Origin of the sequence: Rhizobium oryzicola (assembly GCF_030504645.1) — a bacterium.
Classification (GTDB): Bacteria; Pseudomonadota; Alphaproteobacteria; order Rhizobiales; family Rhizobiaceae; genus Neorhizobium; species Neorhizobium oryzicola.
In genome coordinates, this window is record NZ_JAUKWQ010000006.1 from 191,361 (window position 1) to 215,713 (window position 24,353).

At 58.8% G+C, this 24,353-nt stretch carries 20 protein-coding genes and 1 pseudogene; 17 read left to right on the top strand and 4 right to left on the bottom strand.

All coding sequences use genetic code 11. From position 1 onward, the window contains the following. Positions 1-39: 39 nt before the first annotated feature. Positions 40-2,751, bottom strand: a complete 2,712-nt coding sequence (gene secA, locus Q2T52_RS18765; protein ID WP_302078348.1) for a preprotein translocase subunit SecA — start codon at positions 2,749-2,751, stop codon at positions 40-42. Between the two features lie 259 nt (positions 2,752-3,010). Between secA and Q2T52_RS18770 the strand changes: the two genes are divergently transcribed. The 6 genes and pseudogenes from Q2T52_RS18770 to Q2T52_RS18795 all read left to right on the top strand — a co-directional run bounded on the left by Q2T52_RS18770 (position 3,011) and on the right by Q2T52_RS18795 (position 6,985). Continuing rightward, a complete protein-coding gene (locus tag Q2T52_RS18770) occupies positions 3,011-3,853 on the top strand; it encodes a peptidylprolyl isomerase (protein ID WP_302078350.1) in 843 nt (280 codons plus the stop codon). A gap of 66 nt (positions 3,854-3,919) precedes the next feature. After that, entirely contained in the window at positions 3,920-5,161 is a 1,242-nt protein-coding gene (argJ, locus tag Q2T52_RS18775; RefSeq protein WP_302078351.1) for a bifunctional glutamate N-acetyltransferase/amino-acid acetyltransferase ArgJ, read from the top strand. Beyond that, a pseudogene (locus Q2T52_RS18780) lies at positions 5,142-5,949 on the top strand (GNAT family N-acetyltransferase). Before argJ ends, Q2T52_RS18780 begins: the two are co-directional and overlap by 20 nt. Then, on the top strand, positions 5,946-6,356 hold the full coding sequence (mutT, locus tag Q2T52_RS18785; RefSeq protein WP_302078352.1) for an 8-oxo-dGTP diphosphatase MutT: 411 nt from the start codon (positions 5,946-5,948) through the stop codon (positions 6,354-6,356). The pseudogene Q2T52_RS18780 and the gene mutT overlap by 4 nt, the downstream one beginning before the upstream one ends. A 99-nt stretch (positions 6,357-6,455) precedes the next feature. Continuing rightward, on the top strand, positions 6,456-6,776 hold the full coding sequence (locus Q2T52_RS18790) for a hypothetical protein (RefSeq protein WP_302078353.1): 321 nt from the start codon (positions 6,456-6,458) through the stop codon (positions 6,774-6,776). Between the two features lie 44 nt (positions 6,777-6,820). Further along, positions 6,821-6,985: a Flp family type IVb pilin gene (locus Q2T52_RS18795; RefSeq protein ID WP_302078354.1), complete on the top strand. Its 165-nt coding sequence runs from the start codon at positions 6,821-6,823 to the stop codon at positions 6,983-6,985. Positions 6,986-6,989: 4 nt separating this feature from the next. Here Q2T52_RS18795 and Q2T52_RS18800 read toward each other — a convergent pair whose 3' ends face one another. Continuing rightward, the gene (locus Q2T52_RS18800) at positions 6,990-7,883 is read right to left on the bottom strand and encodes a methyltransferase domain-containing protein (protein WP_302078355.1); all 894 of its coding nucleotides are present in this window, start codon (positions 7,881-7,883) and stop codon (positions 6,990-6,992) included. A 60-nt stretch (positions 7,884-7,943) separates the two neighbouring features. On the opposite strand from Q2T52_RS18800, the gene Q2T52_RS18805 reads away from it, so the two are divergent. The 4 genes from Q2T52_RS18805 (at position 7,944) to Q2T52_RS18820 (ending at position 10,346) form a co-directional block, all read left to right on the top strand. Next, positions 7,944-8,723: a ComF family protein gene (locus tag Q2T52_RS18805; RefSeq protein ID WP_302078356.1), complete on the top strand. Its 780-nt coding sequence runs from the start codon at positions 7,944-7,946 to the stop codon at positions 8,721-8,723. Between the two features lie 73 nt (positions 8,724-8,796). Further along, on the top strand, positions 8,797-9,054 hold the full coding sequence (gene grxC, locus Q2T52_RS18810) for a glutaredoxin 3 (RefSeq protein WP_302078357.1): 258 nt from the start codon (positions 8,797-8,799) through the stop codon (positions 9,052-9,054). A 12-nt stretch (positions 9,055-9,066) separates the two neighbouring features. Further along, positions 9,067-9,921, top strand: a complete 855-nt coding sequence (locus Q2T52_RS18815; protein WP_302078358.1) for a carbon-nitrogen hydrolase family protein — start codon at positions 9,067-9,069, stop codon at positions 9,919-9,921. Beyond that, positions 9,918-10,346: a DUF1178 family protein gene (locus Q2T52_RS18820; RefSeq protein WP_302078359.1), complete on the top strand. Its 429-nt coding sequence runs from the start codon at positions 9,918-9,920 to the stop codon at positions 10,344-10,346. The genes Q2T52_RS18815 and Q2T52_RS18820 overlap by 4 nt, the downstream gene beginning before the upstream one ends. 12 nt (positions 10,347-10,358) lie before the next feature. On the opposite strand, the gene ubiG is transcribed toward Q2T52_RS18820, so the two are convergent. Further along, positions 10,359-11,105: a bifunctional 2-polyprenyl-6-hydroxyphenol methylase/3-demethylubiquinol 3-O-methyltransferase UbiG gene (gene ubiG, locus Q2T52_RS18825; protein WP_302078360.1), complete on the bottom strand. Its 747-nt coding sequence runs from the start codon at positions 11,103-11,105 to the stop codon at positions 10,359-10,361. 235 nt (positions 11,106-11,340) lie between these two features. On the opposite strand from ubiG, the gene Q2T52_RS18830 reads away from it, so the two are divergent. The 7 genes from Q2T52_RS18830 (at position 11,341) to clpB (ending at position 21,862) form a co-directional block, all read left to right on the top strand. Beyond that, the gene (locus tag Q2T52_RS18830) at positions 11,341-12,237 is read left to right on the top strand and encodes an SH3 domain-containing protein (protein WP_302078361.1); all 897 of its coding nucleotides are present in this window, start codon (positions 11,341-11,343) and stop codon (positions 12,235-12,237) included. Between the two features lie 213 nt (positions 12,238-12,450). Then, entirely contained in the window at positions 12,451-13,725 is a 1,275-nt protein-coding gene (locus Q2T52_RS18835; RefSeq protein WP_302078362.1) for an aspartate kinase, read from the top strand. 85 nt (positions 13,726-13,810) lie between these two features. After that, a complete protein-coding gene (ptsP, locus tag Q2T52_RS18840; protein WP_302078382.1) occupies positions 13,811-16,078 on the top strand; it encodes a phosphoenolpyruvate--protein phosphotransferase in 2,268 nt (755 codons plus the stop codon). Between the two features lie 30 nt (positions 16,079-16,108). Beyond that, positions 16,109-17,188 carry a peptide chain release factor 1 gene (gene prfA / locus Q2T52_RS18845; RefSeq protein ID WP_302078363.1) on the top strand — a complete coding sequence of 360 codons (1,080 nt, stop codon included), beginning with the start codon at positions 16,109-16,111 and terminating at the stop codon, positions 17,186-17,188. Then, the gene (gene prmC / locus Q2T52_RS18850; RefSeq protein ID WP_302078364.1) at positions 17,185-18,042 is read left to right on the top strand and encodes a peptide chain release factor N(5)-glutamine methyltransferase; all 858 of its coding nucleotides are present in this window, start codon (positions 17,185-17,187) and stop codon (positions 18,040-18,042) included. Before prfA ends, prmC begins: the two co-directional genes overlap by 4 nt. 336 nt (positions 18,043-18,378) lie before the next feature. Continuing rightward, a complete protein-coding gene (locus tag Q2T52_RS18855) occupies positions 18,379-19,029 on the top strand; it encodes a DUF4167 domain-containing protein (RefSeq protein ID WP_302078383.1) in 651 nt (216 codons plus the stop codon). 232 nt (positions 19,030-19,261) lie between these two features. Next, a complete protein-coding gene (clpB, locus tag Q2T52_RS18860; protein WP_302078365.1) occupies positions 19,262-21,862 on the top strand; it encodes an ATP-dependent chaperone ClpB in 2,601 nt (866 codons plus the stop codon). 70 nt (positions 21,863-21,932) lie between these two features. On the opposite strand, the gene Q2T52_RS18865 is transcribed toward clpB, so the two are convergent. Continuing rightward, positions 21,933-23,873 (bottom strand): M23 family metallopeptidase, encoded by a 1,941-nt coding sequence (locus Q2T52_RS18865; protein WP_302078366.1) that lies wholly within the window; start codon positions 23,871-23,873, stop codon positions 21,933-21,935. Between the last annotated feature and the right edge of the window lie 480 nt (positions 23,874-24,353).

Below are 24,353 nucleotides of genomic sequence, written 5' to 3' on the forward strand. Positions count from 1 at the left end.
GCCCTCAGGCAGCCTTCTTGGCCGTCATTGATGTGTCGCTCAGGCCTGTTCGAACGCGCCGTGGCAGTGCTTGAACTTCTTGCCCGAGCCGCAAGGGCAGGCCTCGTTACGACCAACCTTACCCCAGGTGGAGGGGTCAGCGGGATCGCGATTTTCCGGCGCTACGGCCTGCATGAAGCCGCCCGTCTGGAATTCGTCCTGGCCGGTAGAGGCATCGATATGGTGGGCCTGCATGAAGGGCGGCGGTTCCGGTGCCGGTGACGGCTCCTGCATCAGTTCGACGCGCATCAGCTGTGCCGTCACGGCTTCGCGCAAGTTGGCGAGAAGCGCTTGGAACAGCTCGAAAGCTTCCGCCTTGTATTCCTGCAACGGATCGCGCTGCGCGTAACCGCGGAAGCCGACGACCGAGCGCAGGTGGTCGAGGTTGACGATATGCTCGCGCCACAGATGATCCAGCGTCTGCAACAGGATCGAGCGCTCCACATAGGTCATGATCTCGGGACCGAAGCGTTCTGCACGATCCTTGGCAGCGGCGTCCGCAGCCTCTGTGATGCGCTCGCGGATATCGTCTTCGGCAATGCCTTCTTCCTGTACCCAGTCGGCGATCGGGAGATCGAGGTTCAGCAGGCGTTCGACGCCTTCCTTCAGGCCTGCCGCATCCCACTGTTCGGCATAGGCGCGCTCCGGGATGTGCTTGGTGACAAGCATTTCGATGACTTCGTGGCGCATGTCGGCAACCGTCTCGCTGAGATCGGTCGCGTCCATCAACTCGATGCGCTGCTCGAAGATGACCTTGCGCTGGTCGTTGGTGACATCGTCGTATTTCAGAAGGTTCTTGCGGACGTCGAAGTTGCGGGCTTCCACCTTTTTCTGGGCGCGTTCCAGCGCCTTGTTGATCCAGGGGTGGACGATCGCCTCTCCATCCTTCAGTCCGAGCTTCTGCAGCATGCCGTCCATGCGGTCGGAGCCGAAGATGCGCATGAGGTCGTCCTGAAGCGACAGATAGAACTTCGAGCGGCCCGGGTCACCCTGACGGCCGGAGCGGCCGCGCAACTGGTTGTCGATGCGGCGGCTTTCGTGACGCTCGGTCGCGATCACGTAGAGACCGCCAGCGGCCAGGGCCTTTTCCTTGAGCTGCTTGACTTCGGCGCGGATCGCCTGCTCCTTGGCATCGCGTTCCGGGCCGGGCTCCATACCTTCCAGATCACGCTCCAGGCGCATGTCGATATTGCCGCCAAGCTGGATGTCGGTACCGCGGCCAGCCATGTTGGTAGCAATGGTCACAGCACCAGGCACGCCGGCCTGACTGACGATATAGGCTTCCTGCTCGTGGTAACGGGCGTTCAGAACGTTGAAGGAATTGAAGCCGACCTGCTTCAGCATGGCGGCCAGCAACTCCGACTTTTCAATGGAGGTCGTACCCACGAGAACCGGCTGGCCACGCTCATGGGCCGTCTTGATCTCTTCGATGATCGCCTTAAACTTTTCCTCCGCCGTCCGATAGACTTCGTCGCTTTCGTCGATGCGCTGGATCGGCAGGTTGGTCGGCACTTCAACAACGTCGAGGCCGTAGATGTTGGCGAATTCTTCCGCTTCCGTCGAGGCAGTACCGGTCATGCCGGCGAGCTTCGAATACATGCGGAAGTAATTCTGGAAGGTGATCGAAGCCAGCGTCTGGTTTTCCGGCTGGATCTGCACCTTTTCCTTTGCTTCGAGAGCCTGATGCTGACCTTCCGAATAGCGGCGGCCCGGCATCATGCGACCGGTGAACTCGTCAATGATGACGATTTCGCCGTTGCGGACGATGTAATCCTTGTCACGCTGGAAAAGCTTGTGCGCCTTCAAGGCGTTGTTGATGTGGTGAACGATTGCGACGTTCTCGACGTCGTAGAGAGATTCACCCTTCAGCAGGCCTGCCTGGCGCAGCAGGTTTTCGAGCTTCTCCGTGCCTTCTTCCGAGAAGTTGGCCGAGCGCTGCTTTTCATCGATCTCGTAATCTTCCGACGTTAGCAGCGGGATGAAGGCATCGATCGTGTTGTAGAGATCGGAGCGGTCATCGAGCGGACCGGAGATGATGAGCGGCGTGCGCGCCTCGTCGATCAGGATCGAGTCCACTTCGTCGACGATCGCGAAGTTATGGCCGCGCTGCACCATTTGGCTGCGGTCGTACTTCATATTGTCGCGCAGATAATCGAAGCCGAGTTCGTTGTTCGTCGCATAGGTAATGTCGCAGGCATAGGCTGCGCGGCGCTGTTCATCATCAAGTCCGTGGACGATGACGCCGGTGGTGAGGCCAAGGAAGCCGTAGAGGCGGCCCATGATGCCGGCATCGCGGCTGGCAAGGTAATCGTTGACGGTCACCACATGCACGCCCTTGCCGGACAGCGCATTGAGATAGACCGGCAATGTTGCGACCAGCGTCTTGCCTTCACCGGTCTTCATTTCGGCAATATTGCCGTCATGCAGGATCATGCCGCCGGTGAGCTGAACATCGAAGGGGCGCATGCCGAGAACGCGGCGAGACGCTTCGCGAACGACGGCGAAGGCCGGAATGATGATGTCATCCAGGGACTTGCCATTGGCGAGCTCCTGTTTGAACTCGACCGTCTTTGCGGCGAGTGCCTCGTCCGAAAGCCCCTTGATGCTTTCTTCGAGCTTGCCAATGGCCTCGATCCGCGAGCGATAGGAACGGACGCGGCGGTCGTTGGACGAACCGAATATCTTGCGGGCTAACCCACCGAAGCTGACCATACCGATGGCCCTTTCTGAACTGATGCAGCATCACTGATCAGTCTCCGGCGGACGCGACCTTCGTCGTGATTTTCACAGACAAAATCCTGCGATCGCCCGGAAACTCTTCTGGACGCGAAGTAGCGTGACAGATAAGAGGGGGTGCAATTGATGTCAACGGTTCCGGCCGATACAGAATGGCCACAATCCGGTGTTTGTGAAGCTTATCCGGCCGGGATCAGGCTTGCTGAGACCGGTGCCAAATCCGAAAGGTAGATCTATGTTGCGCCAAACCTTCATCGCAGCTGCCGCTCTGGCTGCCGCGGTTTCCTTCCAGATGCCTGCTTTCGCTCAGGACGATGCCCTGATCGCCAAGGTTGGTACTGTCGAAATTCACCAGTCCGACCTGGACATGGCGATCTCCAATCTGAGCGCGCAATATCAGCAGCTGCCGGATGAGCAGAAGAAGGCCGCCGCCCTTTCGCAGATCATCGACATCAAGCTGATTTCCAAGAAGGCCAATGAAGCCGGCCTGCAGAACGGTACCGATTTCAAGAAGCGCATGGCGTTCCTGCAGGATCGCGAACTGCACAATGCCTATCTGCGCAGCGAATTCGACAAGCTGACCTCTCAGGAAGTCAAGGCTCGCTACGACAAGGAAGTCGCAGCCATGCCGAAGGAAGAAGAAGTTCGCGCCCGCCACATTCTCGTGAAGACCGAGGATGAAGCCAAGGACATCATCAAGCAGCTCGATGCCGGCAAGGATTTCGTTGAACTCGCCAAGGCAAAGTCCGAGGACAGCAGCAAGTCTGATGGTGGTGATCTCGGCTACTTCACCAAGGGCCGCATGGTTCCGGAATTCGAAGAAGCAGCTTTTGCTCTTCAGAAGGGTACCTACACCAAGACCCCGGTGAAGTCGCAGTTCGGCTATCACGTCATCAAGGTCGAGGATAAGCGCGACGCCCAGCCGCCGGCATTCGACCAGGTGGAGCCGCAGGTTCGCCAGATCGTCATGCAGGAGAAGTATTCTCAGATCATCGACCAGGCCAAGGCCGCCCAGAAGGTCGAGATCGTGGACGAAACTCTGCGCAAGAGCTACGACGAGCTCACAAAGGGCGAGTAATCGTTCTCACATCACCAAGCCCGGCCCGCTTTTTGCGGGCCTTTTCTTGTTAGCAACGAGGAAACCATGTCCGTTACCGTCTCGCCGCTTGCCCCGAAAGCCTATCCCGAAATGCCTGCCCTGCGTGGCGTGCGAATGGCAACCGCTGCTGCCGGCATCAAGTACAAGAACCGTACTGATGTGCTGTTGATGGTATTCGATGATGGCGCCGACGTTGCGGGCGTGTTCACTCGCTCCAAGTGCCCTTCGGCGCCTGTCGACTTCTGCCGTGCGAACCTTCCCCACGGCAAGGCGCGCGCTGTCGTGGTCAATTCGGGCAATGCCAACGCCTTTACCGGTGTTAAGGGCAAGGCTGCCACGGAACTGACGGCGCAGTCCGCTTCCGAGGCTGTCGGCTGCGGTCTGAACGAAGTCTATCTTGCCTCGACGGGCGTAATCGGTGAGCCGCTGGATGCAACGAAATTCGCAGGCGTGCTGGGCGAGATGAACGGACGTGGCACGCCGGATTTCTGGCTGGAAGCCGCCAAGGCGATCATGACGACGGATACCTATCCGAAGGTTGCGACCCGCCAGGCTGAGCTCGGTGGCGTCACCGTCACCATCAACGGCATCGCCAAGGGTGCGGGCATGATCGCGCCTGACATGGCCACCATGTTGTCCTTCGTTGTCACCGATGCGGATATCGCGGCACCTGCACTGCAGGCGCTTCTGTCTGAAGGTGTTGGTCCGACCTTCAATTCCGTTACCGTCGACAGTGATACCTCGACCTCCGATACGTTGCTTCTATTTGCGACGGGGAAGGCTGCCGCGGATGGTCAGGCACGTATTGAAGCGGCTGACGATGCGCGTCTCGCTTCCTTCCGTGCTGCGCTGAACGACCTTTTGAAGGATCTCGCCTTGCAAGTGGTTCGTGACGGCGAAGGCGCTCGCAAGATGGTTGAAGTGCGCGTGACCGGTGCAGAAAGCGATGCCGCCGCCAAGCGGATCGCGCTTTCGATTGCGAACTCCCCGCTGGTCAAGACCGCTGTCGCCGGTGAAGATGCCAATTGGGGCCGTGTCGTCATGGCCGTCGGCAAGTCCGGCGAAGCTGCGGATCGCGATCGTCTGGCCATCTGGTTCGGTGATGTGCGCGTTGCCGTCAACGGCGAACGCGATGCTGGCTATTCCGAGGCTGCGGCCACGGCCGTCATGCAGAGGCAAGATATCGTCATCCGCGCCGATATCGGACTGGGTTCCGGCACGGCTACCGTCTGGACATGTGACCTGACGAAGGAATATGTGGCCATCAATGGTGACTACCGGAGCTGATCCTATTGATGCAGGCAATTTCTCCCCACGGCAATCTGCCGCTGGTTCGCCGCCTGGAGGCTGTTGGCTTCCGTGCATGGCCAGCGGCATCCGTGGTTTATGATGGCAGCTGGCAGGTGCGTTTGACGGGTGGGCATCCGTCGAAGCGCCTGAATTGCGTCGTTCCCCTGGACCCCTCTGATGATCGCGACGTGGTGATCCGCGTCGAAAAGGCGCGTAAGCGGTTTGAGCATTATGGTCGCCCGCTGGTGATCCGAGAAACGCCGCTTGCGCCGCTGGGCCTTCTCTCAACGCTCGAAGCTGACGGCTGGAAGCGCTTCGAGACGGTCAGCGTGATGACATCCGACCTGACAGGTCTGGAGCTGCCGGATACTCTGGATCATCTGCCAAGCCACGATATCGGTCGTTATATCGATGCGTCGCTTGCTGTCGAAGGGGAGGACAGTTCGCTGAAGCCTGCGCTTGCGGAAATCCTCAGTGCCATCAAGCCCAACTCCGGCCTTTTCATCGCGGAAAAGCCCGCTGAAGGGCCACAGGCAACCATGCTTTGCGTTCAGGACAATGATCTTGCCGGCATCCTGTCCTTTGCCGTGACTGAAGCGCGTCGCCGTCAGGGTATTGGCACGGAACTCTTTACCGCAGCCCTCCGCTGGGCCCGCATCAGCGGCGCCCGAACCGCTTGGCTGCAGGTGCATGCGGATAATGTTCCGGCACGTGCGCTTTATGCCAAGTTCGGCTTCCGGGATGTCTATCACTATCACTATTGGCGCCACGGAGAGGCCGCGTGAGCGAGAGCCGAAAGATTCTTCTCGTTGCGGCCTGTGCTCTGGTGGATGCCGATGGGCGTATTCTGTTGGCGCAGCGCCCGGAGGGCAAGAGCCTGGCAGGACTTTGGGAGTTTCCCGGCGGCAAGGTTGAGGCCGGCGAGACGCCAGAGGAAACTCTGGTGCGCGAGCTTTCCGAAGAGTTGGGGATCGTAACCAAGGTGCCTTGCCTGGCACCTCTCACCTTCGCCAGCCACACCTATGAAACCTTTCACCTCCTGATGCCGCTTTATGTCTGCCGTCGCTATGAGGGCATCCCCGTTGGTCGCGAAAGTCAGGCGATCAAGTGGGTTCGCCCATCGGCGTTGCGCGATTATCCGATGCCGCCTGCGGATGAGCCGCTGATCCCGTTCCTCCAAGACCTGTTGTAGGTTTTCCACAGGCGATCGCGGAGATGAAACTCCGTTAACAGATCCTTTAATGGATGCGGGCAATATTACGCATCGTGTAGATTGCGTAACGAGGCCCCGATGCAAGAGGATTCCTGGAAAACTGTACGCGCCCGTCAACGGGCAGCGCACAGCTCCGGTAAAACCGGCGCGCTGAATATCGCCCTGCTGTTTGGCACGGCCGCGATTGCCCTGTCCCTGATCGTGACCCCCATGCTCGCCAAGCGCGAGGATTCCAGACACCTTGCCCAGGTGCAGGAAGAATTTGACCTGATTACAACAGGCTCCATCAAGTCTCAGGACAAGAGCCCGAAACACTATACAATTCGACGCAGCGTTCTTCAGGAGTCGCCTGGGTCCGTCTGCATTGTTCAGGGTTACAATTCCGCATCGAATTGCTAGTGGTGATTTGAACAATACCTTTTGTCGGGATAAGGAATTTATCGATGTATGTATTGCGGCGATTATTTTCCAACCGCGAAGGTGCAACTGCCGTGGAATACGGAATCGTCGTAGCCATCATTTGCGGAATGCTGATTGCCGGCTTCACGCTTATGTCTGATAAACTGCTAGAAGTGTTCAATTATCTGGCAACTTTTCTGAAGGCCTGAGGCATCAGTTTTTGTCTGTTGCCGGATCGATCGGCGGCACCTTCAAGGCGTCCGCCAGCTTCATTTTCGCAGAGCCTGGTTTCAGCGGTTTTTGCTGGCTTTCATGCGGTGCCCACCCGGATGCGTAGATGAAGGAAAATGTGGCGCGGATGCGCCCATCCGGATCCGAGTAGCGTTCGGCATACATCTGAGCGGCGCGCATGAAGAATTGCCTATTCAGCGGCTGGCGGCTTCGGCCAATCAGGGGATTGGCCATGCCCATGGCGCGCAGATCGCGCATCAGGTCGAACAAGGTGTCATAGCGCACCGTCACGCTTTCGGCGTCCACGACCGGCAGGGCAAAGCCCGCGCGCTGCAGCAATGCACCAATATCGCGCACATCGGCAAAGGGAATGACCCGCGGGCTGGCGCCACCGGACAGCTCCGCCTCCGTTGCGAGCAAGACGTCGCGAAGTTCTTGAAGTGTCCCAGAACTTGGGATCGCTGCCAGCAGCAGCCCATCCGGTTTCAAGGCCTGGCGGATGCGGATGAGCACGCCGGGCGTATCATTGGTCAGGTGAAGTGCGAGCGGCGAGATGACAAGATTAACCGACTGGGTGCCAAGCGGCACGTCTTCCAGTGCTGCGATCTCCACCGGTTCGTTTGTCGCAGCGAAAGCCTTTGCCGTCTCCATTCGCCGAAGGCGCGTGATCTTGCCGGTTGCCAGAGAATGGGCAGCCGCATTGCCAATCCCGCCATGCAGTTCCACTGCTTCATCGAAATGCCGCTCGACCACCGAAAGCCGTTCTGCCAGTTCGCGTCCGGCCAGTTCCAGCAGGAAGTCAGCGCCCTGGGTCCGGTTCGCGGCTGCGCGCTCGCGCCTGCGGGTCACCAGGGGCAAATCGAAGAGAAGTTCCATCTCAATTTCCAATCAGTTTTGCCAGTCGCATGGACGCCCGGAAGGGGATAAAGTCAAGAGATGGAGAATGTTCCTGATGATTTCGAGAGGCGGCCTCTGCTTCGACACCGGTTGGGAGACTGGTGGCGCCGGATCTCCGAACTCGTCTATCCGCCTGTTTGCCCCGCCTGCGGGCGGACCGTGGCAAGGCATGCCGCACTCTGCATCCCCTGCTGGAGCCAGATGCGTTTCATCGAGCGCCCCTATTGCCAGGTGCTCGGTATTCCATTCTCTTACGACCCGGGACCGGGCATGCTTTCGGCCGAGGCTATTGCGGATCCGCCCGTCTTCGATCGGCTGCGCTCCGTCGCCCTGCACGAAGGGCCGGCCAAGGCCCTGGTTCATGCGCTTAAATATAAGGACCGCGTCGATCTTGCCCCGATGATGGCTTCGTGGATGCTGCGTGCCTCTGAAGGCTATGTCGGCGAGTGCGAGGGGATCATGCCGGTGCCATTGCATTGGACGCGTCTTGCCGCCCGCCGCTTCAATCAATCGGGTGAACTGGCGCGCCATATCGCCTCCCAATCCGGCGCGGTCTTTCTGCCATCGACGCTTGTTCGCCGCAAGAGGACGCAGCGGCAGGTGGGGCTGACGGCAAAGGCGCGCGAGAACAATGTGCGGGCTGCCTTTGCCATTGCCAAGGGTCATGAGCACGAGGTCTTCGGGAAAAGACTGGTTCTGGTGGATGACGTCTACACGACCGGTGCGACCATTGCCTCGGCTACCAAGGCTTTGCGGCGAGCCGGTGCTGCTGACGTCACTGTTTTGACCTTTGCAATGGCCTTGCGCCAAACTATATGACAGCAATACAAAGTCACGCTTTCAGGTGCTCGCCCGTCTCTTTGGTGAGCAGCCTCTTCCCACGGAGATGATCATGGCGGACGTCGTCATCTATACGCGCGAGTTCTGCGGCTACTGCGCACGCGCAAAATCGTTGTTGCAGTCGAAGGGTGTCGACTTCGTCGAGCACGACGCAACCTATTCCCCTGAAATCAGGCAGGAAATGATGAGCAAGGCGAATGGTCGCACGACCTTCCCGCAGATCTTCATCAACGGCACCCATATCGGCGGCTGCGATGATCTGCATGCACTGGACCGCGAAGGCAAGCTCGACCCTTTGCTGGCCGCCTGAGGATCTGACCCAATGACTGCCAGAATTGCCGCAATCCAGATGTGCTCCGGTGTTGACCCGGTAAGGAGTGCCGAGGCCATGGCTCGCCTGATCCGCGAGGCTGCAGCTCAGGGTGCTACCTACGTGCAGACGCCTGAAATGACGGGCATGCTGCAGAAGGATCGGGCAGCCCTGCGCGCTGTCCTGCGTGACGAGGCATCGGATGTGATCGTAGCCAAGGCATCGGCACTGGCGGCTGAGCTTGGCATCTACGTGCACGTGGGGTCGACGGCCATTGCACGCGAAGACGGGATGATTGCCAATCGCGGCTTTTTGTTTTCGCCCAAGGGCAAAAAGATCTGCTCCTATGACAAGATCCACATGTTCGACGTGGATCTGGACAATGGCGAAAGTTGGCGGGAAAGCTCCGCCTATCATCCGGGTGATCAGGCACGTGTGGCCGAAACGCCGTTCGGCGTTCTCGGCTTTGCGATCTGTTATGATGTGCGCTTTCCCCAGCTCTTCCGGGCTGAAGCACTGGCAGGCGCTGAAATCCTGACGGTGCCAGCCGCCTTCACCCGCCAGACAGGCGAAGCGCATTGGGAAATCCTCCTGCGCGCACGTGCCATCGAAAACGGTGCGTTTCTCGTGGCGGCCGCTCAGGCGGGAGTCCATGAAGATGGCCGAGAAACCTTCGGGCACTCGATGATCATCGACCCCTGGGGCAGGGTGCTGGGACAGGCTGGCGGTACCGGCGAAGCGGTTATCATCGCCGACATCAATGTGGCGGCTGTCCGTGCTGCCCGTTCCAAGATTCCGAACCTGAAGAATGCGCGCGAGTTTTCGCTCGACAGAACCGCTGCACCTGCCGGAGGGACAGCTGCGTGATCCGGTATTCCCTCATCTGCGATAGTGCCCACTCCTTCGAAGGGTGGTTTTCAGCGAGCGCGGATTTCGATCAGCAGGTCCAGAGTGGATTTCTGACCTGCCCCACCTGTGGGTCTTCAGCGATCACCAAGGGGTTGATGGCGCCATCCGTTACGACCGCTCGCAAGAAGGAAGAGCGCCAGCATGTGGCCATGGATGTGGCGCGCCAGGAGATGATCGTGAAGCTGAAAGAGGCCGTGGAAGCGATCAAGGCCAATGCCGAGGATGTCGGCGAGCGCTTCCCGGAAGAGGCCCGCAAGATCCATTATGGCGAGGCTGATGCTCGCGGCATTATTGGCCAGGCCAGCCTTTCCGAGGTACGCGAACTGGTCGAAGAGGGCATAGAAGTGGCGCCCTTGCCCGTCCTGCCTGAAGATGCGAACTGAGGGTGGAAACCGTCAGTCTGGGCGCTTCGTCAGCATCATATAGTTGACGTCCATGTCGTTCGAGAGGTTCCAGCGGTCCTGCAGGACATTGTAGAAGACGCCGGTGCGTTCGATCACGGTTAGCCCGGATCCTGTCAGAGGTGCTTCCAGTTCCTCTGGGCGCACCAGCTTCTCATACTGGTGGGTTCCCTTCGGCAGCCAGCGCAGGACGTTTTCCGCGGCAAAGATTGCAAGAGCGCGTGCCTTGAGCGTGCGGTTGATCGTGGCAATGAACATGAGCCCGCCGGGGCGCACCATGCCGGCACAGGTGGAAATGAAGAGATCCACATCCGCCACGTGCTCAACCACTTCCATGTTGAGAACAACGTCGAAGGTTTCCCCGGCTGCGGCCAGTTGCTCTGCGGTCACGGCGCGGTAGTCGACGCTCACCCCCGTTTCGGCGGCGTGTGTCTGGGCAATCCGCACATTCTTTTCGGAAGGATCGGCGCCGACGACCTCTGCTCCCATGCGCGCCATCGGCTCCGACAGAAGGCCGCCGCCGCAGCCGATATCGAGGAAGCGCAAGCCATCGAAGGCCTTGTGGCTGCGCACATCACGCCCGAAATTGCGGCAGACATGCTCGCGGATATAGTTCAACCGAACCGGGTTGAACTTGTGCAGGGGCTTGAACTTGCCGGTCGGGTTCCACCACTCTGCCGCCATCGCTGAAAAGCGATCGACTTCGGATTGATCAATGGTTCCGGTCAGAGTTTCGGCCATGCGTGGTTTCCTTGTTTTCCGACTTCGTGAAGTCGGCGCATGCGAGCAAATTGTCAAGTCTGCCGCAATGTCGCGGTACGCCTCCAAATACGATGGAGCCAAGTTGGTGGTTCAGTGGTTATTCAGAGCCCATTCATGTGGAATATTAATAGTCTGCGGCATCGGAACCAGTGAGTGCATCTCGACATTCACTGAAATCCCTGAAGAATAGGGCCGAGTGAATTAGGAGGAAACTTTGAAACATTTCCTTGTACAGGCTGCAGCAGTTAGCGCGCTCTTATTGGCGCCGAGCATCGCCGCGGCCGCGGCCAACGGCTACGCGACGGCCAATGTCAATATGCGTTCGGGACCAAGTACCCGCTATCCCGCCGTTGTCGTGGTACCTGCCGGCGCGCCGATCACCATCTACGGCTGCCTGAGCAATGTGAACTGGTGTGACGTCTCCTTTTCGCGAGGGCGTGGCTGGGTATCGGGGAATTACATCCAGACGACCTATCGCCAGAACCGCGTCTACGTTGCACCGGAATATTATCGTCCCCTCGGGATCCCGACGATCACCTTCGACGTCGATACCTATTGGAACCGTTACTACCGCGATCGCGATTTTTATAGCGAGCGTGGTCGTTGGCGGTCCTGGGACTATCGCCGTGATGTGCCTCCGCCGCCTCCGCCACGCTGGGAAGGTCGGGAGCCGGATCCCGTCTGGCGTCGTGATCGCGACCGCTACGATAACCGTTCCTGGGATAATGATTACGATCGTCGTCCCCCGCCGCCACGGTATGATCCTCCGCCACCGCGCTACGACAACCCGCCGCCGCGCTATGAGGATCGCCGCCCGCCGTCTGATTGGCAGCGCCCGCCGCAGCAGGATCGTCGCCCGCCACCCTCCGACTGGCAGCGTCCTCCGCAGCAACAGCCGGATCGTCGCCCGCCGCCGCAGTTCCAGCCGCCTCCGCAGGCTCAACCGCAGCAGCCGCCACGGCTCCCTCCGCCGCCTCCGCCTCCGGCACAACCGGCCCCGTCGAGGCAGCTTGGTGTTCCTTCGGGGGTTCCGCAGGGGACTCCGACTGGATGTGCTCCTCCGCAGCCCTGCTACTACAACCAGGAGCATCCGCGAGAGAAAAGCGATTGACTATATTCAGCAAGGCGCCCAACGGGCGCCTTGTCGTTTTTTATGTCCCAGTTCCTACATTTCAGGCGAACCGGAAACGCGATGGATGCCATTGCGCCGTGGGAGCCTTTCCGATATGACGACGCCGCAAAATCCGGGTCAGCCGGTAAGGATTGCGGATATTCATGTCGCGCCTCGTGTCGAGAAGCGCGGAAACGGTGGTACTGGTCAGCTATGGCACGCATTGTCATGAAGTTCGGCGGCACGTCGGTCGCCAATCTTGAACGAATTCATAACGTCGCGCGCCATGTCAAACGTGAAGTCGATGCAGGCCATGAAGTGGCGGTCGTCGTCTCTGCCATGTCCGGCAAGACCAATGAGCTTGTCGGTTGGGTGCAGGATACGCCGAAGACGACGGGTGCAAGCTCCCCCTTTTATGATGCGCGCGAATATGATGCGGTTGTCGCATCCGGCGAGCAGGTGACATCAGGCCTTCTCGCCATCGCTCTCCAGTCGATGGGCATCAATGCCCGTTCCTGGCAGGGTTGGCAGATCCCGATCCGTACCGATAACGCACATGGCGCGGCGCGCATCCTCGATATCGACGGTTCCGATATCATTCGTCGCATGGGTGAAGGTCAGGTTGCCGTTATCGCTGGCTTCCAGGGTATTGGTCCGGACAATCGTATTGCGACGCTTGGTCGTGGCGGCTCTGACACGTCAGCCGTTGCCATCGCTGCTGCCGTTAAGGCTGATCGTTGCGACATCTACACGGACGTCGACGGCGTTTATACGACCGACCCGCGCATCGTGCCCAAGGCGCGGCGCATGAAGAAGATTTCGTTTGAGGAAATGCTGGAAATGGCATCCCTCGGTGCGAAGGTGTTGCAGGTTCGCTCCGTCGAGCTTGCCATGGTGCACAAGGTGCGCACCTTTGTCCGCTCCAGTTTCGAGGACCCCGATGCGCCGGGCATGGGTGACCTCATCAATCCGCCCGGCACGTTGATTTGCGACGAGGAAGAAATCGTGGAACAGGAAGTCGTCACCGGCATCGCCTACGCCAAGGATGAAGCGCAAATTTCGCTGCGCCGTGTCTCCGACCGGCCGGGCGTTTCTGCGGCTATCTTCGGTCCTCTGGCAGAAGCACATATCAACGTGGACATGATCGTTCAGAACATTTCTGAAGACGGTTCCAAGACGGACATGACCTTCACGGTTCCGGCCGGTGATGTGGACAAGGCGATCAAGATCTTGAACGATAACAAGGAAAAGATCGGCTTCGACGTTGCACAGAGCGAACTTGGTCTCTGCAAGGTATCGGTTGTCGGCATCGGCATGCGCAGCCATGCGGGCGTTGCTGCCCAGGCCTTCAAGGCGTTGGCCGAGAAAAGCATCAATATTCGCGCCATCACCACGTCAGAGATCAAAATTTCTGTTCTCATTGATGGCGCATATTCAGAACTTGCGGTTCGCTCTTTGCATTCTGCTTACGGTCTGGATAAGACTTGAGTCTTGACCGGTTCGCTGCGCCGTTCGTTTTGAGCGGCGCGACGTCTTCCGGAGAGACAACCAGAATTCGGGAGAACACATGCCGATGCGAGACCTGTCGGCAGGCCCGCGCGTACTGCTGAAGCGGCTGCGGGAATTGATGGCGGAACCGCTCGAGCCGCAAGAGCGCCTCGACCGAATCGTGCGCCAGATTGCCAGCAATATGGTGGCGGAGGTTTGCTCCGTTTACGTGTTGCGTTCTGATGGCGTGCTCGAACTTTACGCCACCGAAGGTCTCAACAAGGATGCCGTCCACCTCGCCCAGCTGAAAATGGGGCAGGGTCTCGTCGGTACCATCGCCGCTTCCGCTCAGCCTCTCAATTTGTCTGATGCGCAGGCGCATCCTGCCTTCCGCTATCTCCCTGAAACGGGTGAGGAAATTTACCATTCCTTCCTCGGCGTGCCGATCTTGCGCGCCGGTCGCACTTTGGGCGTGCTCGTCGTCCAGAACAAGGCGCAGCGCAACTACCGCGAAGACGAGGTAGAGGCGATGGAAACCACCGCAATGGTGATCGCCGAAATGATTGCGACCGGAGAACTCAAGAAAATCACCCAGCCGGGGCTGGAGCTGGATCTCACGCGGGCGGTGACGATCGAGGCGGATGGTTACAGCGAAGGCATTGGCCTTGGACACGTCGTTCTGCATGAGCCGCGCGTCGTAGTCACCAATCTCCTGAACGAGGATGCCGACAAGGAGATCGAGCGGCTTGTTTCAGCCATTGGCTCCTTGCGCCTGTCGATTGATGACATGCTGTCGCGCCGCGAAGTGGCTCAGGAAGGCGAGCACCGCGAGGTGCTGGAAACCTACCGCATGTTCGCCCATGACCAGGGCTGGGTGCGCCGTATGGAAGAGGCGATCCGCAACGGTCTGACGGCGGAAGCGGCTGTCGAAAAGGTGCAGAGCGACACCAAGGCGCGCATGATGCGCCTGACAGACCCCTATCTGCGCGAGCGGATGCATGATTTCGATGACCTTGCAAATCGCCTCCTGCGCCAGTTGACCGGCTATTCCGGGCGCAGCATGGATGATGGTTTCCCGAACGATGCCATCATCTTTGCACGTGCCATGGGTGCGGCCGAACTTCTGGATTACCCACGCGCGAACCTGCGCGGTCTGGTTCTTGAAGACGGAGCGGTGACCAGTCACGTCGTGATCGTCGCGCGTGCCATGGGCATTCCGGTCATCGGTCAGGCATCGGGCGTTGTGGCCCTCGCTGAAAACGGCGATCCCGCCATTATCGATGGCGACGATGGTCAGGTTCATGTTCGGCCTATGCCGGATCTGGTCAAGGCGTATGAAGAAAAAGTGCGCCTGCGCGCCCGCCGCCAGGAGCAGTTCCGGGCGCTGCGCGATGTCGAATCCCGTACCAAGGATGGTCACCGCGTCACGATCCTGATGAATGCCGGTCTCATGGTGGATCTGCCGCAGCTGAGCGAATCAGGCGCTGAGGGCATCGGGCTTTTCCGTACCGAGCTTCAGTTCATGATCGCCTCCAACATGCCGAAGATGGAGGAGCAGGAAGCCTTCTATCGCAACGTTCTGCGTCAGGCCGCCGGTCGCCCGGTCACCTTCCGGACGCTGGATATCGGCGGTGACAAGGTCGTGTCCTATTTCCGTTCCCAGGAAGAAGAGAACCCGGCGCTTGGCTGGCGCGCTATCCGTTTGTCGCTCGATAAGCCTGGCCTGCTTCGCACGCAGCTTCGCGCGCTCTTGCGAGCCTCTGCCGGTGCCGAATTGAAAATGATGCTACCGATGGTGACCGAGGTCTCGGAAATCCGCGCCGTACGGGATCTGATGCAGAAGGAAGTCCAGCATCTCTCGAAGTTCGGTCACGCGCTACCGCGCAAGCTGCAGTTCGGGGCCATGCTGGAAGTGCCGGCGCTGCTGTGGCAGCTGGACGAGTTGATGGACGAAGTCGATTTCGTCTCCGTCGGCTCGAACGATCTGTTCCAGTTTTCCATGGCGGTCGATCGCGGCAATGCCCGCGTGTCGGATCGCTTCGACAATCTCGGCAAGCCTTTCCTGCGCATCCTTCGCGACATCGTGCGCGCTGCCGATCGCAACAAGACGCCGGTGACGCTTTGCGGGGAAATGGCCGGAAAGCCGCTTTCCGCCATGGCGCTGTTCGGTATCGGCTTCCGCTCCGTCTCGATGTCGCCGACGGCGATCGGTCCGGTCAAGGCCATGCTGCTCGGGCTTGAAGTGGAGAAACTGTCGGCGGAACTCAACCGGGTTCTGGACGATCATAAATCGACGGAAACGCCACGCGAATTGCTCGTCAACTTCGCGGCTGCGCACAATATTCCCGTCTAGCACATTTCCAAGAATCTGGAGTTTTGAAGGGTGGCTAAGCTTCCTGTCGACAAGATGCGTGAACTGGAGCGCCGTTTCGGCGAGATCGAAGCACGCATGTCCGAAGGGCCATCAGCGGATGTCTACGTAAAGCTCGCCTCCGAATATTCCGAGCTGCAGCCAGTCGTGCGCCAGATTCGAGAATACGAGAAGGCTGTTTCCGAAGAGGCGGACCTGCGGACGCTGCTCTCCGATAAGGCGACCGATCGTGAAATGCGTGAACTGGCGGAGCTTGAATTGCCGGGCGCGCAGGAGCGCATCGAGGAGCTGGAAAAGGAAATTCAGATCCTGCTTCTGCCGAAGGATGCGGCGGACGAGAAAAGCGCAATCGTTGAAATCCGCGCCGGGACCGGCGGCAACGAAGCAGCCCTTTTCGCAGGCGATCTTTTCCGCATGTACGAGCGCTACTCCTCCACCAAGGGGTGGAAGGTGGAAGTGCTGTCTGCCAGCGAGGGCGAGGCGGGTGGTTTCAAGGAAATCATCGCGACGATCACAGGCCGTGGCGTGTTCTCCAAGCTGAAATTCGAATCGGGTGTGCACCGCGTGCAGCGAGTGCCGGAAACGGAAGCAAGCGGCCGTATTCACACCTCTGCTGCGACAGTCGCAGTGCTCCCGGAAGCCGAAGAAATCGATATCGAAATTCGGCCCGAGGATATTCGTGTCGATACGATGCGCTCTTCGGGTGCCGGTGGCCAGCACGTCAACACCACCGATTCGGCCGTTCGCATCACGCACCTGCCGACCGGGCTGATCGTCACCAGTTCGGAAAAATCGCAGCACCAGAACCGCGCCAAGGCCATGCAGGTATTGCGCTCGCGGCTCTATGACATCGAGCGTCAGCGCGCTGAAAGCGAAAGATCGGCCGACCGCAAGAGCCAGGTCGGCTCGGGCGACCGATCCGAGCGCATCCGCACCTATAATTTTCCGCAGGGGCGTGTCACGGATCACCGGATCAATCTGACGCTCTACAAGCTTGACCGGATGATGGAAGGCGAGATCGACGAAGTCGTGGATGCTCTGATTTCCGATTATCAGGCGGGCCAGCTCGCGCAGCTTGGCGAACAGGCGTGAGCCGGCGTCTGGCGGATATCGTGATGGAGGCCCGGCAACGCATTGCTGCTGCCGGTCTGCCCGATGCTGCCATTGACGCACGGCATCTGGTGGCTGGACTTCTTGAGCTCAATCTGACTGATCTCGTTGTCAGCGGTGATCGAGCACTCACGCAGGATCAGATCGATATCATATCGGCAGCTGTCGCTCGCCGGATCGCGCGGGAGCCGGTTCATCGCATCCTGGGTCATCGTGATTTTCATGGTGTCCGTTTGCATCTTTCTCCAGCCACGCTTGAGCCGCGGCCGGATACCGAAGTACTGGTTGATGCTATTGTGCCGCATGCGCGACGAATGGCGGCGACGCAAGGGCGCGTCAGCTTGATCGACCTGGGCACGGGTACCGGTGCCATTGCGCTGGCGCTTTTGGCGGAAATACCTGAGATGCAGGCCGTTGGAGTGGATCTTTCGGCGGAAGCCCTTGAAACCGCTCGGCGCAATGCCGATGTGAATGGTGTGGGCGATCGCTTCAGGACTGTCGAAAGTCGATGGTTTGAAAAGATCAGCGGCAGCTTCGACATAATCGTGTCAAATCCGCCCTATATCAAAACGGAAGTCATCGGAGAACTTGAGCCGGATGTACGGCACTATGATCCGATGCTTGCTCTCGATGGAGGGCCGGATGGGCTTGATGCCTATCGTGAACTGGCGATGCACGCGCCGAAGTATCTTGCACCCCAAGGGATCATCGGACTTGAAATCGGATATGATCAAAGGGAAGCGGTAAGTGCACTCTTTCAAGAACAAAATTGTTCGCTGATAGAGGCGCTGCGTGATCTTGGTGGGCAGGACCGTGTGCTGCTCTTCGAGAAGTAAAGATGAAAATGCATCACAGCCAAAACCCCTTTTTGCACAAGCGAAAGAAAAGGCTTGGATTTCCAAATGAAGCGGGATAGGTTGCGGGCACGCAATGGGCGGCTGGAAATGAACGAGATTCGTTCACGTATAAGCGCAACCGGACTGCAGCTCATCATGAGGAGCTTCTCGGGTTGAACGGGTTCCATTTCGTGTATCAGATAAACTGACTTCCACTAGCGGCAGGACGGATGGCTCGACCTTGTCCGCGGCACGTGAAGACTTGTTCCGGCACGCCGGCATTTGGGCACGTGGCCCTTAATCAGTAAAGCACAGAAAAATTCAGGTGAAGAATCGATGAGGCCAGGACAGCAGAACAAGCGTGGTCGGGGGCGTGGTAATAACAACAACGGCGGCGGTGGTGGCGGTAATAACTTCAACCGCAAAGGCTCCAATCCGCTGACAAGGACCTACGACAGTTCTGGTCCCGATGTAAAAATCCGTGGTACGGCGCAGCATATCGCAGAAAAATATTCTGCTTTGGCACGAGATGCGCAAAGCGCTGGCGACCGAGTCATGGCTGAGAACTATCTCCAGCATGCCGAGCATTACAATCGCATCATTGCTGCTGCTCAGGCGCAGATGCAGGAACGCTTCCAGCGCGACGATCGCAACGACTTCAACGACCGCGATAGCGATGACATCGACATGAACGATGGCGATGATGTTGCAGTTGCTCAGCAGCCTGCTGTTCATCAGCCGGCGCCGATTGCAGCAGAACCGCAGCCCGTTATTGATGATGGCAGTGGCCCGCAGCCGGTTATCGAAGGAACGCCTGCAGAAGTCGCTATTGAGGAAGAGGGTGCTGCAACGGCTTCGCGCGAGCGCCAGCCGCGCCGCCGTAATGCCGGTAATCGTCCGCGTCGTCCACGCCGCAGTGCGGAAGGCGAAGGTGATGCCGCAGCGTCTGATGCCGCGCCAGCCTTGGTTGAGGCTGCTTCGGAGTAAGCGTCAAAAGGCGCGTGCCTGTTCATATCCAACAGTTCAGAAAGCCTCGGATCACGCATCCGAGGCTTTTTGTTTTCATCCTCTTTAAAGGCCGGATTGGCCAACCCATATCGAGGCCAAGATGTTGGACGGGAACAAGAACCGCCGGCACAAGGGCTCGCCTTTGAGGGAGCTCAATCTCAATCATCGGTCTGTGCCTTATAAAGGGCAGGGCGATTCATGGAGGTAGACTATGAATATCGAAAAATACTCGGAACGGGTGCGTGGCTTTCTGCAATCCGCTCAGACCCATGCCCTTTCGGAGGGACATCAGCAATTCACTGCTGAACATGTTCTGAAGGTGTTGCTGGATGACGAGCAGGGGATGGCGTCCTCGCTGATCGAGCGCGCGGGCGGCAATGCCAAGGAAGCAAAGCTTGCCAATGATGCAGCGCTTGCGAAGTTGCCCAAGGTGTCCGGCGGCAATGGCTCAGTCTATCTGTCGCAGCCCTTGGCAAAGGTTTTTTCCACGGCGGAAGATGCAGCCAAGAAGGCGGGTGACAGTTTTGTCACCGTCGAACGACTGCTTCTGGCTCTTGCCATTGAAAGCACGGCTTCTACCGCATCTTCGCTGAAGAAGGCGGGCGTATCTCCGCAGGCACTGAACCAGGTCATCAACGACATCCGCAAGGGCCGCACGGCAGATACCGCCAATGCAGAGCAGGGTTTTGACGCACTGAAAAAGTTTGCGCGTGACCTGACGACCGAAGCGCGCGAAGGCAAGCTGGACCCTGTCATCGGCCGCGACGACGAAATTCGCCGTACGATCCAGGTTCTGTCACGCCGCACCAAGAACAATCCGGTCCTGATCGGTGAACCCGGCGTCGGCAAGACGGCGATCGCCGAAGGCTTGGCGCTGCGTATCGTCAATGGAGACGTGCCGGAAAGCCTCAAAGACAAGAAATTGATGGCGCTCGACATGGGTGCGCTGATCGCCGGTGCGAAGTATCGCGGCGAATTCGAAGAGCGCCTCAAGAGCGTGCTGAACGAGGTGCAGTCGGAAAACGGCGAGATCATTCTGTTCATCGATGAGATGCATACGCTTGTTGGTGCCGGCAAGGCGGATGGGGCCATGGATGCCTCCAACCTGCTGAAGCCTGCATTGGCCCGTGGCGAACTGCATTGCGTGGGCGCGACCACGCTCGATGAATATCGCAAGCATGTGGAAAAGGACCCGGCGCTTGCCCGTCGTTTCCAGCCGGTCATGGTGGACGAGCCGACCGTGGAGGACACGATTTCAATCCTGCGCGGCTTGAAGGAAAAGTATGAGCAGCATCACAAGGTACGGATCTCGGATTCCGCGCTTGTTGCGGCTGCGACGCTTTCCAACCGTTACATCACCGACCGCTTCCTGCCGGACAAGGCCATCGATCTGATGGATGAGGCGGCATCGCGCCTGCGCATGCAGGTCGATTCGAAACCGGAAGAACTGGACGAGCTGGATCGCCGCATCATTCAGTTGAAGATTGAGCGGGAAGCGCTGAAGAAGGAAACCGATTCGGCTTCCGCCGATCGTTTGCTACGCCTCGAAAGCGAGTTGACCTCGCTGGAGGAGCAGGCAGATGCCCTGACGGCTCGGTGGCAGGCTGAAAAACAGAAGCTTGGCCTCGCTGCTGATTTGAAGCGTCAGCTGGATGAAGCACGCAATGACCTAGCGATCGCCCAGCGTTCTGGTGAATACCAGCGCGCCGGCGAGTTGACCTATGGCGTCATTCCGAACCTGGAAAAAGCGCTGAAGGATGCCGAAGAGCGTGATGGCGCCGGCGCCTCCATGGTGCAGGAGGTCGTCACTCCGGATGCGATTGCCCATGTGGTATCACGCTGGACGGGTATCCCGGTCGACAAGATGCTGGAAGGCGAGCGGGAAAAATTGCTGCGTATGGAAGACGAGCTGGCCAAGTCCGTTGTCGGCCAAGGCGATGCAGTCCAAGCCGTTTCGCGGGCGGTGCGCCGCTCGCGTGCCGGTCTGCAGGACCCGAACCGTCCGATCGGCTCGTTCATCTTCTTAGGTCCCACCGGCGTCGGCAAGACGGAGCTCACCAAGTCCCTGGCGCGCTTCCTGTTCGATGACGAAACTGCGATGGTTCGCCTGGACATGTCCGAATACATGGAGAAGCATTCCGTCTCGCGTCTCATCGGCGCGCCTCCCGGCTATGTCGGGTATGACGAAGGTGGTGCGTTGACGGAAGCGATCCGTCGCAAGCCCTATCAGGTCGTGCTGTTCGACGAGATCGAGAAGGCGCATCCTGACGTGTTCAACGTTCTTCTGCAGGTGCTCGATGACGGGCGCTTGACGGACGGGCAGGGGCGCACGGTCGACTTCAAGAACACGATCATCATCATGACCTCGAACCTCGGTGCGGAATATCTGACGAGCCTCGGCGAGAACCAGGATGTCGACAGTGTTCGCGATCAGGTGATGGATGTGGTCAAGGCGTCTTTCCGGCCGGAATTCCTCAACCGGGTGGACGAGATCATCCTGTTCCATCGTCTGCGTCGCAGCGAAATGGGCGCGATCGTCGATATTCAGATGAAGCGGTTGGTGGCTCTTCTGGCAGAGCGTAAGGTCACGATCGAGCTCGGCGACGATGCGCGGGAATGGCTCGCCGACAAGGGCTACGATCCGGTCTATGGCGCGCGTCCCCTCAAGCGCGTCATCCAGAAATATGTCCAGGATCCGTTGGCCGAACAGATCCTAGGGGGGCAGATCTCTGACGGCTCGACCGTCAAGGTCAGCTCCGGCTCAGATCGCCTCCTGTTCTATGTGAAGAAGGATGTGGCCGAAGCTGCATAAGCGAAGCGACAACCAAAGAAGAAACGGCGGTCGAAAGGCCGCCGTTTGCGTTTGGAAGGTTATTGAACAGTCATTTGCTGGCGACCTGATCCGGTCCTGTCGGTACCAGCAGGGCATCGATGCGCTTGCGTTCATCCTGAAATCTTGCGAGCGCGGAGCCAGTCAGTGATTTGCCGCCCGGCAGGCGCACTTTCATGGCATCCACCTTGGTGCCGTTGACGATCAATTCGTAATGCAGGTGGGCACCGGTGGATGAACCGGTCGATCCCACATAGCCGATCACCTGACCTTGCGTGATCTTGGCACCTTCGCGCACGGTTTTCACGATGGCGCTCTGGTGGTTGTAGGAGCTTTCATAGCCGTTGGCGTGGCGAATGATCGTCTGGTTGCCATAGCCGGATGCCCAGCCGGCGCGTTCCACCACGCCATTGCCTGTCGCGATGATCGGCGTTCCAACAGATGCAGCCCAGTCGGTGCCGGTGTGCATGCGCGAATAGCCAAGGATCGGGTGACGGCGCATGCCAAAACCGGAGGTCATGCGGCCGTTCGGAACCGGGTTGCGCAGCAGAAACTGGCGGATGCTCTTGCCGTCCTGATCGAAATAGTCGACCGAACCGTCGTCGGCATTCTGGAAGCGGTAGAAGCGCGTAAATGTATCGCCGAAGCGGGCGTTCACATACAGAAGTTCAGAATTGGGACCTGCGCGCCCTTTTTCGTCCGCAGCGGAAAAGAAGGCCTCTATCGTGTCGTTGGGCTTCACTTGCGCTTGCAGATCAACGGTACTTGCCAGCAGCTTGACCATCAGAGACGTCATATCGGTGGTCATGCCGTAGGAAATAGAGGCGCGATAGATCGCATCATAGACGCTGGGCAGGTCACGTCCCTGAATGATCGGAACGGAACTGTCGCTGAAAGCGGTGGCCACCGCGTCCAGATGGATTGGTTCCTGACCCGTGACGAAGCGCTTGCGGTCATCAAGGGCTATCGTTGCCTGATGTAGCCCGCGGCGGTAGAGGCTCGTGCGGATGATGGAAACGAGCTCACCTTCCTGGATCAGGCCAACGCGCAGGACATCCCCCTGCTGTAGATCGGATGAGCCGATCTGCTCCGAAAGATGGCTGGCGATTTCCTCTGCCTGTGGCTTGGGATAACCGACTGCCACCATCGCATCGACGATCGAAGCCGCACGGCGGATCGGGATGACGTCCTCCGCATAATCGCGTGTCTTTGGTGTCACCGGCTCCGGCTCGGAGACTGACATGTTCTCCTCGACCACGCGTGCGGAGATGCCATTGCCGGTTTGAATGTTCGGATCGGTCGCCTCGAAGCGCTGCGGATCGACATAGTAGAGCGATGAAACTTGGGAATTTCCGTCGGTGAGAACGGAGCCGTTGCTACGAACGTTCTCTTCAACCTCTTCCAGCGTCATTCCCGGCGCATAGGCGAGATTGGCATTGCCGTTCGGGAACGGCGTCATCTGCAGGCTGACCTCGGATTCCACATTGGAGCCGTAGATTACACCTGTATTGGCCGCGGCATCCGGGTCCGGCTGGATATCGCCGTTGGAAAAAATCGTCAGAGGATCGAAGGGAGGGTAGGTATCCTGCGCGACATGATTGGCCGCGAGCGTCATCTTCACATGCGAAAAGGGTTGGCGACGCACGACTTCCTTCACGCCATCCTTCACGATGGTTGAAACCTCCATCACCTTGCGATCCGTCGGCATGGCGATGATGGTATTGGCAAGCAAGCGTTTCCCGCGGCTGACATGATCCTTGTCGGCGTGGCTCGGAAGAGCGCCGAAGGCTTCGGCAGGAATGGCCAGTTGCTGGCGACCGTCCAGCGCCGCAAACAGGGCAACACCCATAAGAATGGACGAGGTGATGCCGGTCAGGAATGTACCGGACAACCAGCGCAGCGATATTTCCCGCCTGTCGGGAGCGCGCCGACCATCCGCAAGGATGGGCGCGTCGTTCCCCAAAGAGGGCAACATGCTGCGTGCGGTCATCATACCCTAAGTGTCATCCCTATATGCGCTTCTCCATCATACGAAAGAAGCGTTGCGTGAAGATGTGCCGAAACATTGCGGTAGAGTCAAACGCCCGTCACCGAATCGCGGCGACCTCTCCACATAAGCACGCTGCCATGCCTGCAAATCTGGGAGATTTCCGGGCAGTACCATCAAATCCGGTCTCCGTTTCTCGCATAAATGTTGGCTGCTTGAGGAGCAGATCGTTATGGCCCTCTAATCTCTTCATATAGAAATCGGCTCACACACGCAGAAATATCCTTTTTAAAATCAGACACTTATGATTTTTGTGACTGATTTGTGAGGATGCGGTGTTGACGAGTTGGGGCGAGGTCCGTATAAGCCGGGTCACTGACGAGGGCGGCGGCGCTGCTGGCGACGAAGTTCTTCGTTCTAGTGAAATCTCTGGAAATTGGCTGAATGCTGATTGGTGGGCCGGGTTACGGTTTGGCTCTGAGGGGT